Annotated in this window: 21 protein-coding genes; 12 read left to right on the top strand and 9 right to left on the bottom strand. The window is 57.5% G+C overall.

What is annotated here, in order from left to right; all coding sequences use genetic code 11:
- Positions 1-57: 57 nt before the first annotated feature.
- From nth to fdxA, 4 genes are all read right to left on the bottom strand, one after another.
- The gene (gene nth / locus CR155_RS10435) at positions 58-696 is read right to left on the bottom strand and encodes an endonuclease III (RefSeq protein WP_102069974.1); all 639 of its coding nucleotides are present in this window, start codon (positions 694-696) and stop codon (positions 58-60) included.
- On the bottom strand, positions 689-1,321 hold the full coding sequence (locus CR155_RS10430) for an electron transport complex subunit RsxB (RefSeq protein WP_102069973.1): 633 nt from the start codon (positions 1,319-1,321) through the stop codon (positions 689-691). Before CR155_RS10430 ends, nth begins: the two co-directional genes overlap by 8 nt.
- 56 nt (positions 1,322-1,377) lie before the next feature.
- Complete coding sequence (locus CR155_RS10425; RefSeq protein ID WP_102069972.1) at positions 1,378-2,607, bottom strand: polyhydroxyalkanoate depolymerase; 1,230 nt, start codon at positions 2,605-2,607, stop codon at positions 1,378-1,380.
- Between the two features lie 319 nt (positions 2,608-2,926).
- Positions 2,927-3,250 (bottom strand): ferredoxin FdxA, encoded by a 324-nt coding sequence (fdxA, locus tag CR155_RS10420; RefSeq protein WP_102069971.1) that lies wholly within the window; start codon positions 3,248-3,250, stop codon positions 2,927-2,929.
- Between the two features lie 158 nt (positions 3,251-3,408).
- On the opposite strand from fdxA, the gene pncB reads away from it, so the two are divergent.
- On the top strand, positions 3,409-4,584 hold the full coding sequence (gene pncB, locus CR155_RS10415; RefSeq protein ID WP_102069970.1) for a nicotinate phosphoribosyltransferase: 1,176 nt from the start codon (positions 3,409-3,411) through the stop codon (positions 4,582-4,584).
- A gap of 68 nt (positions 4,585-4,652) precedes the next feature.
- The gene (locus CR155_RS10410) at positions 4,653-5,006 is read left to right on the top strand and encodes a RidA family protein (protein WP_102069969.1); all 354 of its coding nucleotides are present in this window, start codon (positions 4,653-4,655) and stop codon (positions 5,004-5,006) included.
- A 15-nt stretch (positions 5,007-5,021) separates the two neighbouring features.
- Here the strand turns inward: CR155_RS10410 and CR155_RS10405 are convergent, their stop codons facing one another.
- Positions 5,022-5,537, bottom strand: a complete 516-nt coding sequence (locus tag CR155_RS10405) for a flavodoxin family protein (protein WP_102069968.1) — start codon at positions 5,535-5,537, stop codon at positions 5,022-5,024.
- Between the two features lie 87 nt (positions 5,538-5,624).
- On the opposite strand from CR155_RS10405, the gene CR155_RS10400 reads away from it, so the two are divergent.
- The 4 genes from CR155_RS10400 (at position 5,625) to accD (ending at position 11,063) form a co-directional block, all read left to right on the top strand.
- Positions 5,625-7,910 carry a RelA/SpoT family protein gene (locus CR155_RS10400; RefSeq protein ID WP_102069967.1) on the top strand — a complete coding sequence of 762 codons (2,286 nt, stop codon included), beginning with the start codon at positions 5,625-5,627 and terminating at the stop codon, positions 7,908-7,910.
- Between the two features lie 106 nt (positions 7,911-8,016).
- Positions 8,017-9,216 carry a tryptophan synthase subunit beta gene (trpB, locus tag CR155_RS10395; RefSeq protein WP_102069966.1) on the top strand — a complete coding sequence of 400 codons (1,200 nt, stop codon included), beginning with the start codon at positions 8,017-8,019 and terminating at the stop codon, positions 9,214-9,216.
- 20 nt (positions 9,217-9,236) lie between these two features.
- Complete coding sequence (gene trpA, locus CR155_RS10390) at positions 9,237-10,085, top strand: tryptophan synthase subunit alpha (protein ID WP_102070159.1); 849 nt, start codon at positions 9,237-9,239, stop codon at positions 10,083-10,085.
- Between the two features lie 99 nt (positions 10,086-10,184).
- On the top strand, positions 10,185-11,063 hold the full coding sequence (gene accD / locus CR155_RS10385) for an acetyl-CoA carboxylase, carboxyltransferase subunit beta (RefSeq protein WP_102069965.1): 879 nt from the start codon (positions 10,185-10,187) through the stop codon (positions 11,061-11,063).
- A gap of 112 nt (positions 11,064-11,175) precedes the next feature.
- Here the strand turns inward: accD and CR155_RS10380 are convergent, their stop codons facing one another.
- Complete coding sequence (locus tag CR155_RS10380) at positions 11,176-14,283, bottom strand: ribonuclease E/G (protein WP_102069964.1); 3,108 nt, start codon at positions 14,281-14,283, stop codon at positions 11,176-11,178.
- A 500-nt stretch (positions 14,284-14,783) separates the two neighbouring features.
- Here CR155_RS10380 and CR155_RS10375 point away from each other — a divergent pair, with 500 nt between their 5' ends.
- The 4 genes from CR155_RS10375 to msrQ all read left to right on the top strand — a co-directional run bounded on the left by CR155_RS10375 (position 14,784) and on the right by msrQ (position 18,169).
- Positions 14,784-15,737 carry an RluA family pseudouridine synthase gene (locus CR155_RS10375; RefSeq protein ID WP_233214127.1) on the top strand — a complete coding sequence of 318 codons (954 nt, stop codon included), beginning with the start codon at positions 14,784-14,786 and terminating at the stop codon, positions 15,735-15,737.
- The gene (locus CR155_RS10370; RefSeq protein ID WP_102069962.1) at positions 15,734-16,414 is read left to right on the top strand and encodes an HAD-IA family hydrolase; all 681 of its coding nucleotides are present in this window, start codon (positions 15,734-15,736) and stop codon (positions 16,412-16,414) included. Before CR155_RS10375 ends, CR155_RS10370 begins: the two co-directional genes overlap by 4 nt.
- A gap of 142 nt (positions 16,415-16,556) precedes the next feature.
- Complete coding sequence (gene msrP, locus CR155_RS10365; RefSeq protein WP_102069961.1) at positions 16,557-17,516, top strand: protein-methionine-sulfoxide reductase catalytic subunit MsrP; 960 nt, start codon at positions 16,557-16,559, stop codon at positions 17,514-17,516.
- Positions 17,517-17,527: 11 nt separating this feature from the next.
- Positions 17,528-18,169 (top strand): protein-methionine-sulfoxide reductase heme-binding subunit MsrQ, encoded by a 642-nt coding sequence (gene msrQ / locus CR155_RS10360; RefSeq protein ID WP_102069960.1) that lies wholly within the window; start codon positions 17,528-17,530, stop codon positions 18,167-18,169.
- Positions 18,170-18,187: 18 nt separating this feature from the next.
- On the opposite strand, the gene CR155_RS10355 is transcribed toward msrQ, so the two are convergent.
- From CR155_RS10355 to CR155_RS10345, 3 genes are all read right to left on the bottom strand, one after another.
- Positions 18,188-18,967: an N-acetylmuramoyl-L-alanine amidase gene (locus CR155_RS10355; RefSeq protein WP_102069959.1), complete on the bottom strand. Its 780-nt coding sequence runs from the start codon at positions 18,965-18,967 to the stop codon at positions 18,188-18,190.
- Positions 18,968-18,977: 10 nt separating this feature from the next.
- Entirely contained in the window at positions 18,978-19,652 is a 675-nt protein-coding gene (locus CR155_RS10350) for an SAM-dependent methyltransferase (RefSeq protein ID WP_102069958.1), read from the bottom strand.
- Between the two features lie 67 nt (positions 19,653-19,719).
- Complete coding sequence (locus CR155_RS10345; RefSeq protein ID WP_102069957.1) at positions 19,720-20,313, bottom strand: Maf family nucleotide pyrophosphatase; 594 nt, start codon at positions 20,311-20,313, stop codon at positions 19,720-19,722.
- 245 nt (positions 20,314-20,558) lie between these two features.
- Between CR155_RS10345 and CR155_RS10340 the strand changes: the two genes are divergently transcribed.
- Both CR155_RS10340 and rpmF read left to right on the top strand, forming a co-directional pair.
- Positions 20,559-21,077 carry a YceD family protein gene (locus CR155_RS10340; protein ID WP_102069956.1) on the top strand — a complete coding sequence of 173 codons (519 nt, stop codon included), beginning with the start codon at positions 20,559-20,561 and terminating at the stop codon, positions 21,075-21,077.
- 63 nt (positions 21,078-21,140) lie between these two features.
- Complete coding sequence (gene rpmF / locus CR155_RS10335) at positions 21,141-21,323, top strand: 50S ribosomal protein L32 (protein WP_102069955.1); 183 nt, start codon at positions 21,141-21,143, stop codon at positions 21,321-21,323.
- Positions 21,324-21,331 lie beyond the last annotated feature (8 nt).

Below are 21,331 nucleotides of genomic sequence, written 5' to 3'. Positions count from 1 at the left end.
TGAGGACTTGTATTCGAGAACACCATGGGGGTTTTTCATAGGTAAACCCGAAATGTTTCAGTTGGCGGGTGTTTTTTCCTTGTACTCGCAAAGATCCGCGATTCCGCACTGTGGGCACTTGGGTTTGCGTGCGACGCATATGTAGCGCCCATGCAGGATCAGCCAGTGATGTGCGTCCAGCAGGAACTCCTTGGGTATGACGCGCAGCAGCTTCTTTTCCACGTCGACGACATTTCTGCCCGGAGCAATACGCGTACGGTTGGCAACCCGGAAAATATGCGTATCGACGGCAATGGTGGGGTGGCCGAAAGCGGTGTTCAGCACCACATTGGCCGTCTTGCGTCCGACACCGGGCAAAGACTCCAGTGCTTCGCGGTCATCGGGCACTTCACTGTGGTGATGATCGACAAGAACCTGGCAGGTTCTTATGACGTTGCTGGCCTTGGTCTTGTACAGGCCTATCGTTTTGATGTGATCGCTCAAGCCTTCCACGCCCAAGGCCAGCAGTCCTTCAGGCGTCCCGTGAGCAGGAAAAAATTTCCGCGTTGCCAGATTTACGCTGCGGTCCGTGGCCTGGGCTGAAAGGATCACGGCAATCAGGAGCTGAAATATGCTTGCGTACTCCAACTCCGTGGTGGGTGAGGGATTGGCCGCTTTGAGGCGCCGGAAGATCTCGGCACGCTTTCCGTTATTCATTGTTTTTACGGCGCGCCCGAGCCCGTGCAAGCGCATCGGCAATAACCTGCTGTCGGCTCGCCGCATCAGTGCTGGCTGCCAGTGACAAGGGCGCCTTGTTGGCCAGTGTGCGCGCTGCGAGCCCGAAGCTCTCGTTATGCGAGGCGTCCAGGCGACGCTGCCGTTGCTGATGATGTTCTCTTGCTGCATTGGCCAGTGCCAGCGTCCATTCGCCGGCGGCTGGCACCATATCGATGCAGTCGACCGGACAGGAGGCCACGCATAAGTCGCAGCCGGTGCAGCGGTCAGGCAGGACAGTGTGCATCAGTTTGTTTGCGCCCACGATGGCGTCAACGGGACACGCCTGAATACATAGTGTGCAACCTATGCAGTGCGGTTCATCGATGACGGCTACGGTCAGGGGCAGGTGTTCGCCGCAATCGGCATCGAGCTCCAATACGGGGCGACGCACCACTAGGGCAAGCGCCTCGATGCCCGCCTGACCGCCTGGTGGGCAGCGGTTTATGGCTTCACCGTTGGTGGCGATAGCTTGAGCATAAGGTCTGCACCCGTCATAGCCGCATTTGGTGCATTGGGTTTGGGGCAGGACCGCATCGATGTGATCGATAAGTGACAAGGAGGACATAGGGACAATGAAAATCGGGGCCGTAGGCCCCGATTCGTGTAAAGAGCCACAGGACCTTACGCGGCAGGGCGGCGTATGAATTCGGCTATTTTAGGACATATCGTTTCGCGCCAGCGGCGACCCGAGAAAATACCGTAGTGTCCGCAGCCAACGGCGGTGTAGTGTTCTTTGCGACTATTGTGAATGCCGATGCACAAGTCCTGAGCAGCGCGTGTCTGGCCTTCGCCCGAGATGTCATCAAACTCGCCCTCGATTGTAAGGAGGGAAACCGAGGTAATGGCGGACGGATCGACTTTCTGTCCTTTGACTTCCCAGGTGCCCGAGGGCAGCTGGTGCTCCTGGAAAACCATTTTAATGGTATCCAGGTAGAACTCGGCCGGCATGTCCAGCACGGCGTTGTACTCGTCGTAGAACTTGCGGTGGGATTCCGCATCGTCGTTATCGCCCTTCAGCAGGTCGTGGTAGAAATCGTAATGCGAACGCAAGTGGCGATCAGGATTCATGGCGACAAAGCCCGCGTGTTGCAGAAAACCGGGGTACACAGGCCGTCCGCCACCAGGAAACCTGGCAGGCACCCGATGTATCAGGTTATCCTCGAACCAGGAATAAGGCTTGGTCGTGGCCAATCGGTTGACCTGCGTCGGCGATTTGCGGGTGTCGATAGGGCCGCCCATCATTACCATGCTGCGGGGCAAGGATGGGTCGTTGTTGGAGGCCATCAGTGAGATGGCGGCCAGCACAGGTACGGTTGGCTGACAGACCGATATTACGTGAACGTCCGGTCCCAGGAAGCGGATAAAATCCTGTATGTATTCCACGTAGTCGTTCAAGTGGAATGGTCCAGCCACGGCTGGCACCATGCGGGCGTCGACCCAGTCGGTGACATAGACATCGTGGTTGGGCAGCAAGGCCTTTACGGTGTCCCGCAACAAGGTGGCATGGTGGCCGGAGAGTGGTGCGGCCAACAACACGCGTGGGTCAGACGCGGCGCCGCCAGCGTTCTCGCGCTTGAAATGAACGAGATTACAGAAAGGTTTCTGTACTACTGCATGTTCGGTAATGGCGACGTCTTTGCCGCCGATTTTAGTAGTGGGAAGATCCCATGCCGGTTTCTGGTAGTCTTTTCCCAAACGATGAACGAGTTCGTAGGTAGCAGCAATTTGCCGGGATACTGGCGTGTACGCGAAAGGGCTGTACGGGTGCGAGAATATCTGCGAACCAGTATCGGTAAATGCGGCGAGCGGCGTTAAAAAAGCGCGCTGAAGTTCATGGAGGTCATACAGCATGTAGTAGCCTTGAGTAAGCGTTTCCGGATCAGCGATCTGTTACAGTTCGAATAAGCTGTTAACAGGCTCTTCTACATAAGCTAATCACAAAGTAATGGATTTTGCCAGTAATTTCCTCGGCCAGATTGCCGGCCTATACATTAGGCTTATTGCACGCAGTAGGAGAGGTGCCGACCGTGCATCGTAATAATGCGCAAATAAATGACTTGATTGTTGGGGCTAAGCAACAAAACTGGCCCGGCAATGTCCAGTCGTCTGGCGCTTGGAAAGGTGGCCACGTTCGCCCGCGCAGATGTGCAGGTATTGCACTCGAAACGCGTCAACGTTCAAGGTATTTGAGTTTGTCGTCGACGCCATTCCAATCGTCGGCACCGGGCAAGGGTTGCCTGGACCGATTGATCATGCCGAACTCGGGTGACAGTTCGGCATTCAGTGCGATGAACTGTACCTGATCCTGAGGCACGTCTTCTTCCGCGAATATGGCGTTGGCGGGGCATTCGGGCACGCAGACCGCGCAATCGATGCATTCATCGGGATCGATGACGAGGAAATTTGCTCCTTCGCGGAAACAGTCTACCGGACATACATCGACGCAGTCAGTAAATTTGCATTTGATACAGTTCTCGGTAACCACATGTGTCATTTCAAGGCTCCAACATCAGATGTTGCATTTTACCCAATAAATCGAGGTAAGCCCGAATTGACCTTCAGCCAAAGGAGTCTTTCCGAATTCAATCGTGCTGCCAGCGCCGCTGGCGTCGTGCTCTGTGCTATGGTAATCAAAACACTCTATGTGATGCGATGATAATTACTTCGTTACTCGACACCGATCTTTATAAATTCACCATGATGCAGGTTGTACTGCATCACTTTCCCGCCGCCCAGGTAGAGTACCGGTACAAGTGCCGCACGCCGAACGTGAATTTGCAGCCGTATCTTGATGAAATACGCAGCGAAATTCATGCGCTCTGTCAATTGCAGTTCACGGAAGAGGAATTGCATTATCTGCGGAGTCTGCGTTTTTTGAAAAGCGACTTTGTCGATTTTCTCGGTTTATTTCACATGCCGGAAAAATGCATTACGGTGTCGGCGGGTGCGGTCAAAGGCGAAATTGACATCTCCGTGAAAGGTCCATGGCTGCATACCATCCTTTTCGAGATCCCCGTCCTCGCCATCGTCAACGAAGTCTATTTCCGCAACGTATGCCGCGAGCCCGCATGGGAGGAAGGCCGCAAGCGTCTGCAGTCCAAGATGCAGCTGGTCAGCGATGACCCGGCGCTGGCCGATTTCCGCGTTGCGGAATACGGTACGCGCCGGCGCTTCTCGAAGAAGTGGCACGAAGAGGTCGTCCTTACCATGAAGTCGCAGATGTCTCCGCACTTTGCGGGAACCAGCAATGTGCGACTGGCGATGAAGCACGGGGTGACGCCCTTGGGCACGATGGGCCATGAGTATTTACAGGCATGTCAGGCCTTGGGGCCGCGCTTGCGCGATTCCCAAGTGTTTGCCCTTGAAGTGTGGGCGAAGGAATACCGCGGCGACCTCGGAATCGCCTTGTCCGACGTCTATGGTATGGATGCGTTCCTGCGCGACTTCGACATGTACTTCTGCAAGCTGTTCGACGGCGCCCGTCACGATTCCGGAGATCCATTTATTTGGGGCGAGCGACTATTGGCTCACTATGCGGCCAACCGGGCCGACCCGCGTACCAAGACGTTGGTGTTTTCCGATGCATTGACTATTCCGCGCGCCATCGAGCTTGCCAAGCATTTTGCGGGGCGTTGCAAGATTTCGTTTGGAATAGGCACCAATTTGACCAACGACCTCGGCCATGAGCCTTTACAGATCGTCATGAAGATGGTTCGGTGCAATGGTCAGCCTGTCGCAAAGGTATCTGATGCGCCGGAGAAAACCATGTGTGACGATCCTGCCTACCTGGCCTATCTGCGGCAAGTCTTCCAGCTTCCACCGCCTTGATGTCGGCCGGCTGGAAGTGCACATATAATCATTCCTGATTTGGGTTTCTAATAAACAGGAGTATGGATATGAGCGAAGTGGAACGGGTCAACGTCGAGAAGCGGCTTTCGGATATGGCGATTTACAACGGGGTCGCTTATCTGGCCGGGCAGGTTCCAGACGACGGTTCGCTGGATATCCAGGGGCAGACTGCCCAGGTTTTGGCGACTATTGACAAGCTGTTGGCGACCGCGGGTACCGATAAGTCCCGCATCCTGATGGCCCAGATTTTCATCACCAATATGAAAGAGTTCGACGGCATGAACAAGGCGTGGGATGCATGGGTTGCGCCCGGCAATGCACCCCCGCGCGCAACCGTCGAAGCACGGCTTGCCAATCCGGATTTCAAAGTTGAGATCGTCGTAACGGCAGCCTTGGCCTGAGCTTCCCGCATACGATCAAAGCAATAGAGCGGCCAGCGTTGCGCCCAGTGTTTCGCATGCCGCCGAATCGTTGTCGGTAATGGTTTTCGCTGCGGTGATGGCTTGCGGACTCTGGGCATCGGTGTTCACGATAAGTGCTGGCGCAATCAGGCGCAAGCGCCAGCCGGTGCAGATACGCTCTGTTTGTCGTGCTGCGCCACTGCCATCCGAACCCGCGCTGATCATGATTGCGTAAGGCCTGCCATTCAGTTGGTCTAGTGCGCAATAGTAATTGCGGTCGAAGAACTCCTTCATGGCTCCGCTCAGCGATGCGAGATTTTCGGGTGCGCAGAAGACGAAACCATCGGCACCCAGCAAATCTTGCGCATCGACCTGGGCTGCCTGTTTTACTACAATATCCAGTCGATGCTCGGCCTGGAGTTCGGCCGCGATGGCCTGGGCGCCACTCTCCGCGGCAAGAGCCATTTGGTGCGCAGCGCCCGTGCGCGAATGCCACACGATCAGTAGTCGTTTCTTGGCTATTGTATTCATGACATCAATTCGCAGTTGTTCTCCAGACACGTTAGTATAGAGTCGCTGGAAGAAGGTTTCATTTCTTCGCACTCTGCATCTTGAACTATGCCCTCCTACGCAACACCCGTTTCCGATCCTGCACCGTTCAACGACGAATGGTTCGTACATGCCAACAAGGGTCTGGATGACGCAGGCAGCGCGCTGCTGGCGCAGGCGGTTCAATGGGTGAAAGAGCCGCTGGCAGGCGTCTTGGCCCATACCGGCGAACCCTTGGATCTGCACAGTGCCGGAGTGGTGCGAATACTGGCCGACCTGGGTACCGACGCCGCCACCCGCGCCAGTGCGTTAATCACTGTTTTACCCGCCGACGCCGGGAACGCTGACGCCGCCAATAGCCAGGACGCAATGCGCAAGCAATTCGGAGCCGAAGTGGTCACCCTCGTGCAGGGTACCCGGGCCCTCTTGCGACTCGGCAACCTCACTGGCCAAGCCAACGATAGCGCTGCGCCTGGCAGCGACCAAAAAGAGATGCAACGCAAGATGCTGCTTGCAATGGCGGCCGACCTTCGCATTGTGCTGTTGCGCCTGGCATCGCGTCTGCAGTCGTTGCGATGGCATGCCGTTGCCAAGATTCCCTACCCGCCCGCGCTTGCTCGCGAGACGATGGAGCTCTACACACCTTTGGCCAACCGCCTTGGCATCTGGCAGTTGAAATGGGAAATGGAGGATCTGGCATTCCGGTTCCAGGACCCCGAAACCTATAAAATCATAGCCCGGCAACTGGAGGAAAAACGGATAGAGCGCGAGGCGTTCATCGTCCAGGCGGTAAAGGCCCTGCAAGACGCCCTGGCGGAAGCGCATATTCGTGCCGAGGTGACCGGCAGGCCTAAGCATATCTATAGCATCTGGAATAAGATGCGCATGAAGAATCTCGAGTTTCATCAGCTTTTCGACCTACGGGCGCTACGGGTCATAGTCGATGACGAACGCGCCTGCTACGCGGTATTGGCCTTGGCGCATTCCCTTTGGACCCCGGTGTCCGACGAATTCGACGACTATATCTCACGTCCAAAGCCCAATGGGTATCGGTCCTTGCATACGGTGGTGATCGATGAGGAAGGCCATACCTTCGAGATACAGATCCGTACCGAGGAAATGCACCGGTTTGCGGAATACGGCATGGCGGCCCATTGGCTCTACAAGGAATCCGGCCAGAAGGGCGGCAAAGTTGCAGCAGGTGGCGGGTACGACCAGAAACTTGCCTGGATGCGCCAGCTGCTTGCCTGGGACCGAGCCGGTGGAAAGGCGAAGACGAGCGCTGCGGGTCAGGATGAGCCGGACGTGCCGGCCCCAGACTCGCCGCAGGCGCCGCCAGCAGCGTCGAACGAGCATATCTATGTCCTGACCCCACAGGCGCGGGTCATCGAGTTGCCGGTAGGCGCAACCCCGGTGGATTTCGCCTATTACCTGCATACCGATTTGGGACATCGTTGCCGCGGCGCGCGCGTGGACGGTCAGATGGTCCCATTGCTGACGCGCCTCGCAACCGGACAGACTGTTGAAATCATTGCGACGAAGTCGGGCGGCCCGTCGCGCGACTGGCTCAACCCACAACTGGGCTTTTTGGCCAGCCCGCGATCACGGGCCAAAGTGCGTGCCTGGTTTAATGCCATCGAACTGCAGCAGCGCATATCCCAAGGCCAGGCAATGGTGGAGAAAGAGCTGCAGCGTCTGGGCAAGACGGCGGTCAATCTCGAGCAACTGGCTCAGCAACTCGAGTTTGCACATGCCGATGATTTTTACGTCGCCGTTGCCAAGGAAGAATTCAGCCTGCGCCAAATCGACTATCTGCTCAGCCCGCAAAAGGCCAGGCCAAACGACCCATCGGCGCTCGGCACCCAGGGCGAGGCGAGGGTGTATCAAAGCGGCGTTGCAAACGTCGTAAGGACGGGCAAGAGCGGCGTACTGGTGGTTGGGGTGGATTCGCTGATGACTCAGCTTGCCCGCTGCTGTCGGCCGGCGCCTCCGGATCAAATTGTCGGTTTCGTCACACGGGGCCGCGGGGTTTCGATACATCGACACGACTGTGCGTCCTATGCGGCCTTGGCCAAACGCCAGCCAGAGCGTGTGATCGACGTTGACTGGGGCCAAACCGGCGACGCGCTGTACCCGGTAGATATCAGCATTCATGCTCCCGAACGAACCGACTTGCTGCGCGACGTCTCCGAGGTCTTTGCCAAGCTCCGGCTGAACGTAGTCAGCGTCAACACCCATAGTCGCCGATCCCTGGCCCACATGGTGTTCACCATCGAGGTCAGGAACGGTGAGCAGATCAGCCGCGTGCTGGGCGCGCTGAATGAGCTTTCCGGGGTGTCGGCTGCCCGCCACTGAGCGGGGTCGGTATTTGCTTGTGCCACACTGTTAAAATGATGGCTTGCCTTTCAATCGGTCCGCGGCGGATCGATGCAACGATGTTGCGTAACCAGAGAGTGATAATTTGAAATCCTACACATTGCCTGACCCACAAGGGCATTTTGGTCAGTATGGTGGTTCGTTTGTTGCCGAAACCCTGGTGCATGCGCTCGACGAGCTTCGCGCGGCTTACGAAAAATACAAGACCGATCCTGAATTCCTGCGTGAATTCCACTACGAACTCAAGCACTTTGTGGGCCGTCCCAGCCCCGTGTACCACGCCAAGCGCTGGTCGGAAAAAATGGGCGGTGCCCAGATCTGGTTCAAGCGCGAAGACCTCAACCATACGGGTGCGCACAAAATCAATAACTGCATAGGCCAGATCCTGCTTGCTCGTCGCATGGGCAAGCCCAGGATTATCGCCGAGACAGGCGCAGGGCAGCATGGCGTTGCAACAGCGACCGTGGCGGCGCGATATGGCCTGGAATGCGTGGTCTATATGGGCAGCGAAGACGTTCGCCGCCAGGCATCCAACGTCTACCGCATGAAGTTGCTGGGTGCCACCGTGGTGCCAGTGGATTCGGGTTCACGTACGCTCAAGGATGCATTGAACGAAGCCATGCGCGACTGGGTCACCAACGTCGAGAACACCTTCTATATCATCGGTACTGTCGCGGGCCCTCACCCTTATCCCATGATGGTCCGTGATTTCCAGTCGGTGATCGGTACTGAATGCATCGAACAGATGCCCGTGGATGCCGGCCGCCAGCCCGATTATGTTGTCGCGTCGGTCGGCGGCGGATCGAATGCCATGGGCATTTTCCATCCGTATATTGACTACCCGGATGTACAGCTGGTTGGCGTTGAAGCCGCCGGCGAGGGTCTCGATACAGGGCGCCACTCGGCTTCGCTGAATGCCGGGTCTGTCGGTGTGCTGCACGGCAACCGGACCTACGTGATGCAGGACGAAAACGGACAGGTCCTGGAGACACACTCAATATCCGCAGGATTGGATTACCCTGGCGTGGGCCCGGAGCATGCATGGTTGAAAGACCTTGGTCGTGCGCAGTATGTGTGTGTCGATGACCAGGAAGCGCTGGCGGCTTTCCATGATTGTTGCCGCACCGAAGGCATTATGCCTGCGCTGGAATCGTCCCATGCCATCGCCCACGCGCTCAAGCTGGCGTCCACCTTGTCCAAAGACAAAATTATCCTGGTGAATTTATCAGGTCGCGGCGACAAAGATATGCATACTGTGGCTGATTTCAGCGGCATCAGTCTATAAGAATAAGGGTAATGCTCACAATGAATTCCTCCAACCCAAGAATCAAGGCGGCATTTGCCAGGACGGCGGGTCGCACTGCTTTGATTCCCTATGTCACTGCGGGCGATCCCTCGGTATTGGCCACACCCTTGCTGATGCATGCGTTGGTGAAGGCGGGTGCCGATGTCCTGGAACTGGGTATTCCGTTTTCCGACCCCATGGCCGATGGTCCGGTCATACAGCGCGCCGCCGAGCGCGCTATCAAGCGTGGCGTTGGCCTGCGCAACGTTCTCGAAATGGTGGCGCAGTTTCGCCAGGACGACACAACCACCCCGGTGGTGCTCATGGGCTATGCCAACCCCATCGAACGCATGGGCCAGGAAGCATTCGTCCAGCAGGCGTCCAAGGCGGGCGTTGACGGTGTGCTGGTGGTCGATTATCCACCCGAAGAAATCGTCAATTTCGCCGCTCAGTTGGGTGTTGCGCAGATCGACCCCATTTTCCTGTTGGCTCCTACGTCGACGCAGGCCCGTATCCAGCAGGTGGCACGGGTGGCAAAAGGATATGTTTATTATGTGTCGCTCAAGGGCGTGACCGGTGCCGGAAATATCGATACCGTCGATGTGGCTCAGCGCTTGGCACAGATTCGCAAACACGTGACGATTCCTGTCGGCGTCGGTTTTGGCATCCGGGATGCCGACAGTGCGAAGCGACTGGGCGAGCATGCCGACGCGGTCGTCATAGGCAGCAAGCTTATAGAGACCATGGAGCAGTCGGTGGCACGTTCGGAACAGGCCGGGCTATCGGCTGCTGACACCGACGCCGCAGCCATCAAGGCGGCAGCCGATTGGCTGGACGGCATTCATCAGGTATTGCGCAAGCAGGCATAACACACGCTTTTCCATCGAGGCGGGGTCGCTACACCAGGCGGTCCGCCGCAGAAGAACAATAGGTCTGATCCGGAATCGGGCTTTTATCGGAAAAAAATCATGAGCTGGATCGAAAAAATTCTGCCACCACGCATCAATCGCAACAACGACGTGGCGGCCCGCAGGGTGCCGGAAGGCATTTGGGTCAAGTGTCCGGCATGCGAGACGGTCCTCTATAAAGAGGACTTAAGGGCGACTCTGAATGTCTGTCCCAAGTGCAGTCACCATATGCGTATTGGAGCCCGGGCCCGTATCGACGCACTGCTCGATGCGGATAATCGTGTCGAAATCGGACAGAACACACGCCCCATGGACCCGCTCAAGTTCAAGGACAGTCGCAAATATACCGAGCGTGTAACCGAGGCAGTCAAGCAAACCGGCGAAAGCGAAGCCATGGTTGTGATGAGTGGAGCGATCTTGTCGGTACCTGTCGTTTTGGCCTGCTTTGAATTTGAATTCATGGGCGGATCCATGGGATCCGTGGTGGGCGAACGCTTCGCCCGGGGTGCGCGCGAGGCGCTTGCCAATCGGACGCCCTTCATTTGCGTAGCGGCGTCCGGCGGGGCCCGCATGCAGGAAAGCCTGTTTTCATTGATGCAGATGGCCAAGACCAACGCCATGTTGACCCGCCTGGCTGCTGAACGGCTGCCCTTTATCAGCATCCTGACGGATCCCACCATGGGCGGCGTCTCGGCGAGTTTCGCCTTCATGGGCGATGTGGTTATTGCAGAACCCAAGGCGCTTATCGGGTTTGCCGGCCCGCGAGTGATCGAACAGACGGTGCGTGAAAAACTGCCAGAAGGTTTTCAGCGCTCCGAGTTCCTGCTTGAGAAAGGGGCGATCGACATGGTGGTGGATAGACGCCAGATGCGGGTCGAATTGGCCAACCTGCTCGCTCTGTTGATGCGTCAACCGGCGGATGTGGTGGCCAAAGCCTGAAGCTGGCCGCAAAAACCAACGCAAGGCCGGCTTGCACGCCAGAATGATGGGACAAAGAAAAACACCATTCAGATTACTGAATGGTGTTTTTTTCAAGCTTGGGGCATAAAGCCTAGTGCGTTTCGACCTGTTTCAAAGGGTCGTTGGCAACTTTGACGGCCGGCTTGCGTGCCCGACCGAGGCGCACAGGCGTAGCGGTTACTTCAACGGGCGCTGACTTGGTTTCCACGAGTTCCATGCCGGCGGCCACAAGGCTTTCTTCCAGTGCCTTTCCTATCACCTTGCTTGATACCGGCTCAGCGGCGGGCGCCGCTTCGTTCGGACGCAGGGTTTCTTCCTCAGGGCGCGCAGGTGCACCAGGCACGGTCGCGCCAATGGCTGCAGGCTGGGCGTCTGCTGGTTTGGCCGCGGCCGTGTCAGTTGCGATCACATCGGCAGGTTCCGATTCAAGTAGCGCCGGTACGGCAGGAGCAGCCGGGACCAGTACTGGCTCGATCGCTGCGGTGTCGACCGCTGCAGTTTGTACGGCCGCTTCGTCAGCAACCTCGGGCTTACTGGCGACCGAGTCGACTTGCACGGGTTCCGCAGCAGTTGGCTTCACGATCTCCCGGGCTGCCGGTGAGGCGACGACCACCGCTGTTTCAACGGGCGCTGCGGGAGGCAAGTCAGCCGGGACGATTGTTTCCGAAGCCGACGGCTCTATAGGAGGTGCTGTTTTGCCCGCTTCGGCGTCGACAGGGGAGGGCTGGGCCGCTACGGCTGCGGCAGGAGACGCAACGGCGTTGGCTGGGGCCTGGGTAAAGCCACCTTGCGCCGTGGCGATGGCGGGTAGCACCTGGGGATTGAAAGCAGGTGTTTCGTGCCGTATAAACGCCTGATCATCGCTGGGTTCTCCATTGGCGGCATCGTGGGCAAGTGGCGTTTCGTTTTCGGCTTCTGGACTGCGGCGGCCGCGACGGCTGCGGCGACGACGCCGCTTGCGTTCCGGATCGAGCTGGTCGTTGTCCGAGCCAGAATCATTGCTGCCCTCGATATCGCCAGCTACCTTCTGTTGATCGTCGGTCGAGTCTGCAAGGGATCCAGCGGGAGAGGTTTCCGCGGCTGCCGTCAGGGGCAGGTCGTCATTATCGAGCTGGTCAGCTGTGTCGTTCTGACTTTCGTCACGGCGATTGCGTCCACGGCCACGACGGCTGCGTCCGCGTCCCCCGGTGTTCGTTTCGCTGCTTTCGGCGGATGGCAATGCTGCAGTCGACACGGTGACGTCGGTAACGCGTTGTTCACTGGCGGCGGTTCCGGCTTCTTGTGCAGGAGCCTGGCGTCGTGATCGCTGGGCTGGCGCCTGGGTATCTTCGGACTTGCCTTCGACGCCGTCCGGACGGCGCTCGCCGCGGCGGGAACGATTGCGATCACCTTGACCACGTTCGCGTCGCTCGTTGGGGCGCCCGTTCTTGTTGCGGGAGCTACTGGTTTTGGGTGCTTCAACGACAACTGCGGGCGTGGCGACAGGAGTGGTGCCAGTCAGCCAGTTGATCAGGCGTTTGATGATGCTGTTGCCCGACGAAGCAGACGGCGTAGCGCTGGGACGCACAACAGGAGCCGTCGGGACCGGAGCAGGCTGGGAGCGCGGGAGGCTTTTGACCAGTGCTTCAGGACGGGCCTGGGTTTCCAGCGCCTTGTTCGGCGCCCAGGTAAGCTGCTCTTCCGGCTGCGTGACCAGGTCGAAGCTGGTCTTGATTTCTTCGAGGCGCGGGTCATCATGACGCAGGCGCTCGATATGGTGGTGTGGCGTTTCGAGGTTCTTATTGGGGATAAGCACCAAGTTGACCTTGAGGCGCGACTCGATCTTGGTGATATCGCCGCGTTTCTCGTTGAGCAGGAAAGTGGCGACATCTACCGGAACCTGTGCATGCAGGGCGGCTGTGCCTTCTTTCATGGCTTCTTCCTGCAACAGGCGCAGGACATGCAGTGCGCTGGATTCGGCATCACGGACCACGCCGGTGCCGTTGCAGCGAGGGCAGGTTATGTGTGAACCTTCATTCAAGGCTGGGCGCAGGCGCTGGCGCGATAATTCCATCAGGCCAAAGCGGGAAATCTTGCCCATCTGCACACGGGCACGGTCGAAATGCAGTGCATCACGCAGGCGCTGTTCGACGGCGCGCTGGTTTTTGCTTTCTTCCATGTCGATAAAATCAATGACGATAAGTCCGCCCAGGTCGCGGAGTCGCAGTTGACGTGCGACCTCCTCGGCGGCTTCCAGATTGGTACGCATGGCGGTTTCTTCGATGTCGGCGCCGCGGGTCGAGCGGGCAGAGTTGACATCAACCGCGACCAGGGCTTCAGTGTGGTCAATGACCACCGATCCGCCGGACGGCAGCTGTACCGTGCGCGAATACGCGGTTTCGATCTGGTGTTCGATCTGGAAACGGGAAAACAGCGGGACATCGTCGCGATACATTTTTACACGCTGCACGTTGTCCGGCATGACCACGCTCATGAAAGCGGTGGCTTGTTCGTAGATGTCGTCGGTGTCGATCAGGATCTCGCCGATTTCGGGCGAGTAGTAATCGCGGATGGCGCGGATGACAAGGCTGGACTCGAGATAGATCAGGATCGGAGCCTTGTTGTCGCGGGCAGCGGCATCGATGGCATTCCAGAGCTGCATCAGATAGGAGAGATCCCACTGCAGTTCTTCGACATTGCGGCCAATGCCAGCGGTGCGGGCAATGATGCTCATGCCTGTCGGAATATCCAGCTGATCCATGGTCTCGCGCAATTCCTGGCGGTCTTCACCCTCTACGCGACGTGAGACGCCACCACCGCGCGGATTGTTGGGCATGAGAACCAGATAGCGGCCAGCCAGTGAAATGAAGGTCGTGAGGGCCGCGCCCTTGTTGCCGCGTTCTTCTTTTTCGACCTGGATGATGAGTTCCTGACCTTCGACGAGAGCGTCCTGGATACGCGCAGTGCGTACATCGACGCCTTCCTTGAAGTAGGAACGGGCAACTTCCTTGAATGGAAGAAAGCCGTGCCGGTCTTCGCCGTAACTGACAAAGCAGGCTTCGAGACCGGGCTCGATGCGGGTAATGACGCCCTTGTAGATATTGCCTTTGCGCTGTTCGCGGCCGGCGGTCTCGATATCGAGGTCGATGAGTTTCTGGCCATCGACAATGGCAACACGTAGTTCTTCTTGATGCGTTGCATTGAACAACATTCGTTTCATGAGTGTATTTCTCCGTAGTCATGGCGCGCCGATAATCGGCGCACGACCGCGGGCCACTCGGTGTGAGGCGCTAAATCTGCAGTGGGGGCTTTGCTGACTGCGTCCGCAATGCCCACCTTATGTCAGGAAGGCACAGCGGACCTGTAGGTGCGCAGTTCAGTCAGCAGGGAGGTCAGATTCACTATAGTGGTTGACAAAAAATTGCTGGGAACGGCAGACGCGTGTGTGAATTCGCGGCTGGTGCATTTAAACGTTGACAAACTTCGCAAAGATTCAGAGCCGCACGCGGTTGACAGTAGATCCGGGCAAACAGCGGGCACTATGCCACACCACTATTTTTAGGATCGGGCTTGCCCCGGCGACCAAATGACCCAGAAGCTGAAAGGCAGGCAGTACAATATGGCCCTTGTTCGCCGGACGGAGACGCACCCTTGCATCTCTACGTTTGGCGGTTTTTTTCAGCTTCTACAGGCTGACGCGATTATATGCCGCTTTTCCCTATGCGCAAAACTGTTATTACCGAAACTGGCGCCCCTAGCGTACGTTTCATCGAAATTGGTTCCGAGCAGGCCGGCCAGCGCGTCGACAATTTCCTGATACGTCTGTGCAAGGGGGTGCCCAAGAGCCATGTTTACAAGGCTATACGGGGGGGCGAAGTCCGGGTCAACAAAGGGCGGGTGACGGCGGACTATCGACTCGATGAGGGGGACACGTTGCGGATTCCGCCCATGCGCCTGCCGGCGCCGGATCAGGCCAGAGTCGTACCGCCGGCGGTATTTCCCATTGTTTTCGAAGACGATGCGCTGCTGGTCATCGACAAACCCGCTGGCGTGGCCGTACACGGGGGCAGCGGGGTGTCGTTCGGCGTCATCGAGCAATTACGCGCAGCGCGTCCCGATGCCGCCTTCCTCGAACTGGCGCACCGGTTGGATCGCGAGACTTCAGGTCTTTTACTGATTGCAAAACGGCGCAAGGCACTGCTAGCCTTGCACGATATGATGCGCGAGGGGGCGGGCCGCAAGCATTACCAGGCTCTTGTCGTGGGCGATTGGGTGAACGACAAGCAACATTTGCGCCAGCCGCTGCTTAAGTGGCTCACCGCCTCAGGCGAGCGCCGGGTAAAGGTGGACGCACTGGGCAAGGCGGCGCACACCATCATCACCTTGAAGCAGCGCTATGGCGCCTATAGCCTGCTGGGTGCAGAACTGCGTACGGGGCGGACGCACCAAATACGCGTGCATCTTGCGGCCAGCGGGCATCCCATCGTGGGGGATGACAAATACGGACGGGACGAAGTTCGGGCCAGGTTTGCCAGTCTGGGCTTCGGCCGCATGTTTCTGCACGCCTGCCGCCTGGAACTGCCGCATCCCCTGACAGGCGAGCCCATGGTATTCGAAGCCGAGCTGCCGCCGGCATGTACGCAAATTCTTCATCATCTGGAGCGCAATTCGTGAAACGCTATGAAGCTGTGATTTTCGATTGGGATGGCACCGTCATGGATTCTACCCATTCCATCGTGAATGCCATTCAATGCGCATGCGCGGATATCGACTTGCCGGTGCCCAGTGCCAGTGAGGCAAGCTGGGTGATCGGCCTTTCTCTGGAAAGTGCCTTATATCGCTGCGTACCTACCCTCACCGCGGACAAGCTGCCCTTGTTCCTCGATCGCTATCGGTTTCACTTCTTGTGCAGGGATCCGGAGATCAAGTTGTTCGATGGCATCGTAGAGCTGCTCGATCTACTGCATGGTCGCCAAGTGTTGCTTGGCGTTGCCACCGGAAAAAGCCGCGTCGGCCTGGATAGGGTGTTGGGCAACATGCAGTTGCACACGCGATTCCACGCCACCCGTTGCGCGGATGAGTCCTTCGGTAAGCCAAATCCGGCCATGCTGCTGGAACTCATGGACGAACTGGACTTGCGTCCCGAGCAGTTGCTCATGGTGGGCGATACGTCGCACGACATTCTCATGGCATCGAACGCGGGGGTCGACAGCATGGCCGTCACCTACGGTGCACACGATCGCCAGACGCTGATCGATGCGAAACCAACGGCGCTGGTGTCCAGTGTGGCCGAGATGCAGGCATGGCTGCTTGACCGGGTAGGGCCGATCGAGGCCGCCTCCGTCCGCTAACATCATCGAAACCTTCGCGCCCATTACCGCTACCGGGGAACTTACTGGAGAAATCGGCCGTCTTATGTCCAGGGTAGTCAATAAGGCGGCCCCATTCGGCGCAGTTCTCATCAACACAACTCCAGCAAGAAAGGGGCCGGCCATGTCCAGATTCACGATTCCTCCCATCGCGTCCTCCGAGATTACGCCGGAAGCGGTCTGGCTCTCGCGCCGGAAATGGTTGCAGCAGGTGGGCGCGGGTGCTGTGGCCCTCGGGGCGGGTGGTTTCTTGCCTGCGGGCGCCGCAGGCGAGGCGACTGAGCCTTTGCCGGCCACTCCGAATCCCGACTACTGGCTTAGCAACAGACAGACGTCCGAAAAGGACGTTACTTCGTACAATAATTTTTATGAGTTTGGTACCGGCAAGACCGACCCACTGCGTCATGCCGGCAGTATGCAGACTCGGCCATGGACGGTCACTATCGAGGGCGAGGTCGTGAAGCCCCGCAGTTTCGACATCGACGACCTGCTCAAGCTCGCCAGCATCGAAGAGCGTATCTACCGGCTGCGCTGCGTGGAAGCGTGGTCCATGGTCATACCCTGGAGCGGATATTCCTTATCGACGCTGTTAAAGCAGGTCGAGCCGACCAGCAAGGCGAAATACGTCGAGTTTGTCACGGTAGTGCAGCCCGAGGCCATGCCCGGGCTGAATGACCGGATTATCGAATGGCCTTATGTCGAAGGATTGCGCATCGATGAAGCCATGCACCCGTTGACCATGCTGGTGTTTGGCGTTTACGGCAAAATGCTGCCAAATCAGAACGGCGCGCCCATGCGTGTGGCGATACCCTGGAAGTACGGCTTCAAATCCGGTAAGTCCATCGTGAAGATCCGTCTGCGCGAAACCATGCCGGTCACCAGTTGGGTAGGAATTGCGCCAAATGAATACGGGTTCTATGCCAATGTGAATCCCACCGTGCCGCACCCTCGCTGGAGTCAGGCGTCCGAGCGCCGGATTGGCGATGGCTTTTTTGCGCCGCGCGTCGATACGTTGATGTACAACGGTTATGGCGATCAAGTGGCATCGCTCTATGCCGGTATGGACCTGGCCAAGTATTATTGAATCCGATCAGCATGTCATTTTCGGACCCTAGGCCAGCCAAGTGGTCTGCCAAACAGTTGGGGCGCATCAAGCCGCTGGTTTTTGTTGTCGCGCTTTATCCGCTGTTGCGCTGGATATGGCTGGGATTCAACGACGGGCTTGGTGCCAATCCGCCTGAATTTCTTATTCGCTCATCGGGCATTTGGGCTTTGGTGGCATTGTGTCTTACCCTGGCCATCACGCCCTTGCGTCGCCTTATTCAACAACCGGCCCTGGTGCGCCTGCGAAGGATGCTGGGTTTGTTCGCATTCTTTTATACAGTCCTGCATCTGCTGGGCTGGGCCATGTGGGAACGAGGATGGTCACTGGCTTCGATGTGGGATGACGTGGTTCAGCGTACTTTCATCACGATCGGCATGCTTGCTTTTGTCCCCATGGTGGCCCTCGCCATCACGTCGACCACGGGGTGGATGCGCCGCCTTGGGCGCTATTGGCAAGCCCTGCACCGCAGCGTGTATGCCGTTGCCGCATTGTCGGTGTGGCATTTTTGGCTGGTCAGAGCGGGCAAGAACGATTTCTTCGAACCCTATGCCTATGGAATCGCCCTTGGTGCACTTTTGTTGTTCAGACTGGTGCATTCCATGAGGCAAGGTACCGTTTCTGGGCGTCAATAATCGCACAGTGCGGTCGTTTCAAGGCAAGGCTTTTAGTATCGCCAATGTTTCGGCGTCGGGAATGCCGTCGTGACGACTGGGACGGTAATGCATCTGGAACGCAGCAATCACATTCTTCATGGCTTTCCCGCTTAGCCCAATGCGCGGGATGGCATACCCGGTGCGCTGCAATTGAGCCTGCATCCAACTCATATCGGGAAGGCCGGAGCGCAGGAACTCCTGTTCGTATTCTCTGGCCCTGGTTTCGTCGAACCAGCGTCCTAGGCCTTGCTCCGCGAGTTGCTTCCAAGGAAATAACGGGCCCGGATCGACCTTGCGCTGGGGGGCTATATCGCTATGTCCGACGATATTGAATGGTTTGATCTGGTGGCGCCGTACGATATCCCTCAGCAGCGCGCCGACCATTATCGTCTGCGCCTTGGTATAGGGTTCCCAGTTGCCCCCTTCGGGGCCATGGTTGACAATTTCGATGCCGATGGAGCCGGAATTCATATCGGTGCGGCCAAACCACTCGCTATCGCCCGCATGCCAGGCGCGGCGGTTTTCATCCACCAGTTGATACACGAGCGGCTCGGGATGATTGGTGATCAGGTAATGGCTGCTAACGTTTTGTTCGGATAATATTTTCAGCGATGCTTCATTGCCCGTGGCGGTGTAATGCAGCACGATGAACTCCACGCGGCTATTCTGGCTCTTGGCCTGGATACTGCGGTCTATGTTGAGTTCACCTGGTCTATATGTACTGCAGGCAGTCAGCAGGAGCAGCGCCACCGCGCTGGCGAGATGCTTCAGGTGCATAGGAAGCTCGTCAGGCCAGAAACAGGAACAGAGTGGGCTTCTTGACCAAATCGGGGGCTGGCATTGTTTTCCATTGAGAGACAGTGCGAGTCTGGACGAGTTCGTCGCTCGTGGTCAGTGACCGTGCGATGCACAGGCGTGTGGTGCCCTTGAGTGCCTGTTTCAGGGCATCGAACATGGCTTCGTTCCGGTAGGGCGTTTCTATGAGCAGTTGCGTCTGTTGATGCTTTTGCGACTCTATTTCCCAGGCTTTCAGTTGTTTGATCCGCGCCCCGGGTTCGACGGGGGCATAGCCGTGGAACGCGAAATGTTGTCCATCAAGGCCGCTGGCCATCAGGCCAAGCAATATCGAAGAGGGGCCAACCCACGGCACCACGCGTATACCCATCGTGTGTGCAACCGCCACCACCTTGGCGCCGGGATCGGCCACCGCAGGGCAACCGGCCTCTGAAACCAGACCGATTTCTCCGCCTTCGAGCAGGGGCTGCAACCAGGTTCGCATCTGCTCCGCATCGACTTTATTATCGAGCGTATGAATAACGATGTCCTGCAGCGGCCCTTGGGTACCAATGAGTTTCAAGAAAGCGCGCGCCGTCTTGGCATTTTCTGCGATATAAGTGGTAAGACGCGATGCGAGTTCTTGTACGGCCTGGGGCAGCCAGACCGCAGGCGCTGCGACCCCCATGCCGACAGGGATCAAATGTAGGGTTCCAGCTGTTTTCACTGCTTCTCCAGTTCAAGACTATGCGGGGTCAATGGGATTCGGAACTTGGGTGCGTCAATGGGTTCATCCCGAACGAGCGCAGCATCCGACACAGGGCAATAAGGGGCAGCCCGATGATGGCGGTAGGGTCGTCGGACCGCATGCTGTCCATCAGCGCAATACCGAGGCTTTCGGCCTTGGCGCTGCCTGCGGTATCGAAGGGCTGTTCACGATGCAGGTATGAGACGATTTCGTCCGTGCTTAGTCGGCGAAACCGGCATAACGTTATGACATCGGCGGTCTCGTGACGTTGTCCATCGCTGACGCACAACGCGCTATGGAATTCTACCGTCTGGCCGCTGAGGTATTCAAGTTGCCTCAGGGCCCGTTCAAAATTGCCCGGCTTGCCGATTGGAGAACCATCCATGGTGGCCACCTGGTCGGAGCCTATCACCAATGCGCCAGGATAGGATGGCGCCACGGCCAGTGCCTTTGCCAGTGAAAGCCTCAGTGCAAGGGCGGCAGGTGTTTCGTCTTTCAGCGGTGTTTCATCGACATCGGGTGACACGATGCGGAAAGGGATGCCCAGCCTTTCCAGCATTTCTTGTCGGTATCGCGAGCTAGACGCAAGTATGAGCTGCATAGTGTTGTATTTGCTTTCCAGGTTTGACTGAGAGGGGTCGAACGCGCTATTATCTAATGTTTTCCCGGTGGGCGGTACCCGGTGCGGCAAGAAATTGCACGGGCGGCGGCAAGGCCGGGATGGCAACACAGAAGTGGCGGTTTTTGCATGGCACCTGGTTTGTTAAAAATCAAGGTGGGCAAATGACCAAGTCGGCTAATATGGCCGGCCGAACTAATCATTGAATCTCGGGATGGGAACTTCGCGTGGATATACAGTATGTTGACACGTACGAGCTTACCCGTGCGGGCCACGAAATACGAGGCCAGGCACCAATCGATCAATTCGAACGCCTGATAGAAGACTTGCCCGACCAGACCGACACCATGGTGTCCTGGACGATAAAGGGCGAAATGGATTCCTTTGGTCAGCGGTTTTTGCATGTGCATGTAGTAGCGGCTCCTTTGCTGGAATGTCAGCGTTGTCTGAAGCCGCTTGAATGGGCGGTGGATAGCCAGAATCGTCTGCAGGTGGTGAATTCTGAAGCCGCCCTCAATGTGGACGACGGTACGGACGCCGACCCCGATGACGCCATCGAGCGTATTCTGGGGTCGCAGCGTCTCGATGTTCTGGCGCTTGTTGAAGATGAAATCATCCTCAGCCTGCCGTATGTGCCTAAGCACGATGTTTGTCCGTCGCTGCCGGAGCCTCTTGAAGAAGAGCCCGAATCCGACGCGGTTAGACCTTCGCCGTTCGCGGTGCTGGATCAACTAAAAAAGAATTGATTTAACCAAATTTAACTTACGGGAATCATCGCGTACAATAGCGACCCGTTTACAGGAGTCATCATGGCCGTTCAGCAAAACAAAAAAAGCCCGTCTAAACGCGGTATGCATCGTTCGCACGATTTCATCGTGGCACCGTCCACGGCAGTGGAACCCACTACCGGCGAACTGCACCTGCGCCACCACATCAGCCCCAACGGCGTTTACCGCGGCCGTAAAGTACTCAAATCCAAGAACGACGAATAAATCATTTA

Origin of the sequence: Pollutimonas nitritireducens (assembly GCF_002849615.1) — a bacterium.
Lineage (GTDB): Bacteria > Pseudomonadota > Gammaproteobacteria > Burkholderiales > Burkholderiaceae_B > Pollutimonas > Pollutimonas nitritireducens.
The sequence above is the reverse complement of the archived record's forward strand: the minus strand, read 5'-3'. Positions and strand labels throughout refer to the sequence as shown.

Coding starts and splice junctions, on each gene's coding strand:
- nth (WP_102069974.1), bottom strand. CDS start 696: ATGAATAACGGAAAGCGTGCCGAGATCTTCCGGCGCCTCAAAGCGGCC.
- CR155_RS10430 (WP_102069973.1), bottom strand. CDS start 1,321: ATGTCCTCCTTGTCACTTATCGATCACATCGATGCGGTCCTGCCCCAA.
- CR155_RS10425 (WP_102069972.1), bottom strand. CDS start 2,607: ATGCTGTATGACCTCCATGAACTTCAGCGCGCTTTTTTAACGCCGCTC.
- fdxA (WP_102069971.1), bottom strand. CDS start 3,250: ATGACACATGTGGTTACCGAGAACTGTATCAAATGCAAATTTACTGAC.
- pncB (WP_102069970.1), top strand. CDS start 3,409: ATGATAATTACTTCGTTACTCGACACCGATCTTTATAAATTCACCATG.
- CR155_RS10410 (WP_102069969.1), top strand. CDS start 4,653: ATGAGCGAAGTGGAACGGGTCAACGTCGAGAAGCGGCTTTCGGATATG.
- CR155_RS10405 (WP_102069968.1), bottom strand. CDS start 5,537: ATGAATACAATAGCCAAGAAACGACTACTGATCGTGTGGCATTCGCGC.
- CR155_RS10400 (WP_102069967.1), top strand. CDS start 5,625: ATGCCCTCCTACGCAACACCCGTTTCCGATCCTGCACCGTTCAACGAC.
- trpA (WP_102070159.1), top strand. CDS start 9,237: ATGAATTCCTCCAACCCAAGAATCAAGGCGGCATTTGCCAGGACGGCG.
- accD (WP_102069965.1), top strand. CDS start 10,185: ATGAGCTGGATCGAAAAAATTCTGCCACCACGCATCAATCGCAACAAC.
- CR155_RS10380 (WP_102069964.1), bottom strand. CDS start 14,283: ATGAAACGAATGTTGTTCAATGCAACGCATCAAGAAGAACTACGTGTT.
- CR155_RS10375 (WP_233214127.1), top strand. CDS start 14,784: ATGCGCAAAACTGTTATTACCGAAACTGGCGCCCCTAGCGTACGTTTC.
- msrP (WP_102069961.1), top strand. CDS start 16,557: ATGTCCAGATTCACGATTCCTCCCATCGCGTCCTCCGAGATTACGCCG.
- msrQ (WP_102069960.1), top strand. CDS start 17,528: ATGTCATTTTCGGACCCTAGGCCAGCCAAGTGGTCTGCCAAACAGTTG.
- CR155_RS10355 (WP_102069959.1), bottom strand. CDS start 18,967: ATGCACCTGAAGCATCTCGCCAGCGCGGTGGCGCTGCTCCTGCTGACT.
- CR155_RS10350 (WP_102069958.1), bottom strand. CDS start 19,652: ATGGGGGTCGCAGCGCCTGCGGTCTGGCTGCCCCAGGCCGTACAAGAA.
- CR155_RS10345 (WP_102069957.1), bottom strand. CDS start 20,313: ATGCAGCTCATACTTGCGTCTAGCTCGCGATACCGACAAGAAATGCTG.
- rpmF (WP_102069955.1), top strand. CDS start 21,141: ATGGCCGTTCAGCAAAACAAAAAAAGCCCGTCTAAACGCGGTATGCAT.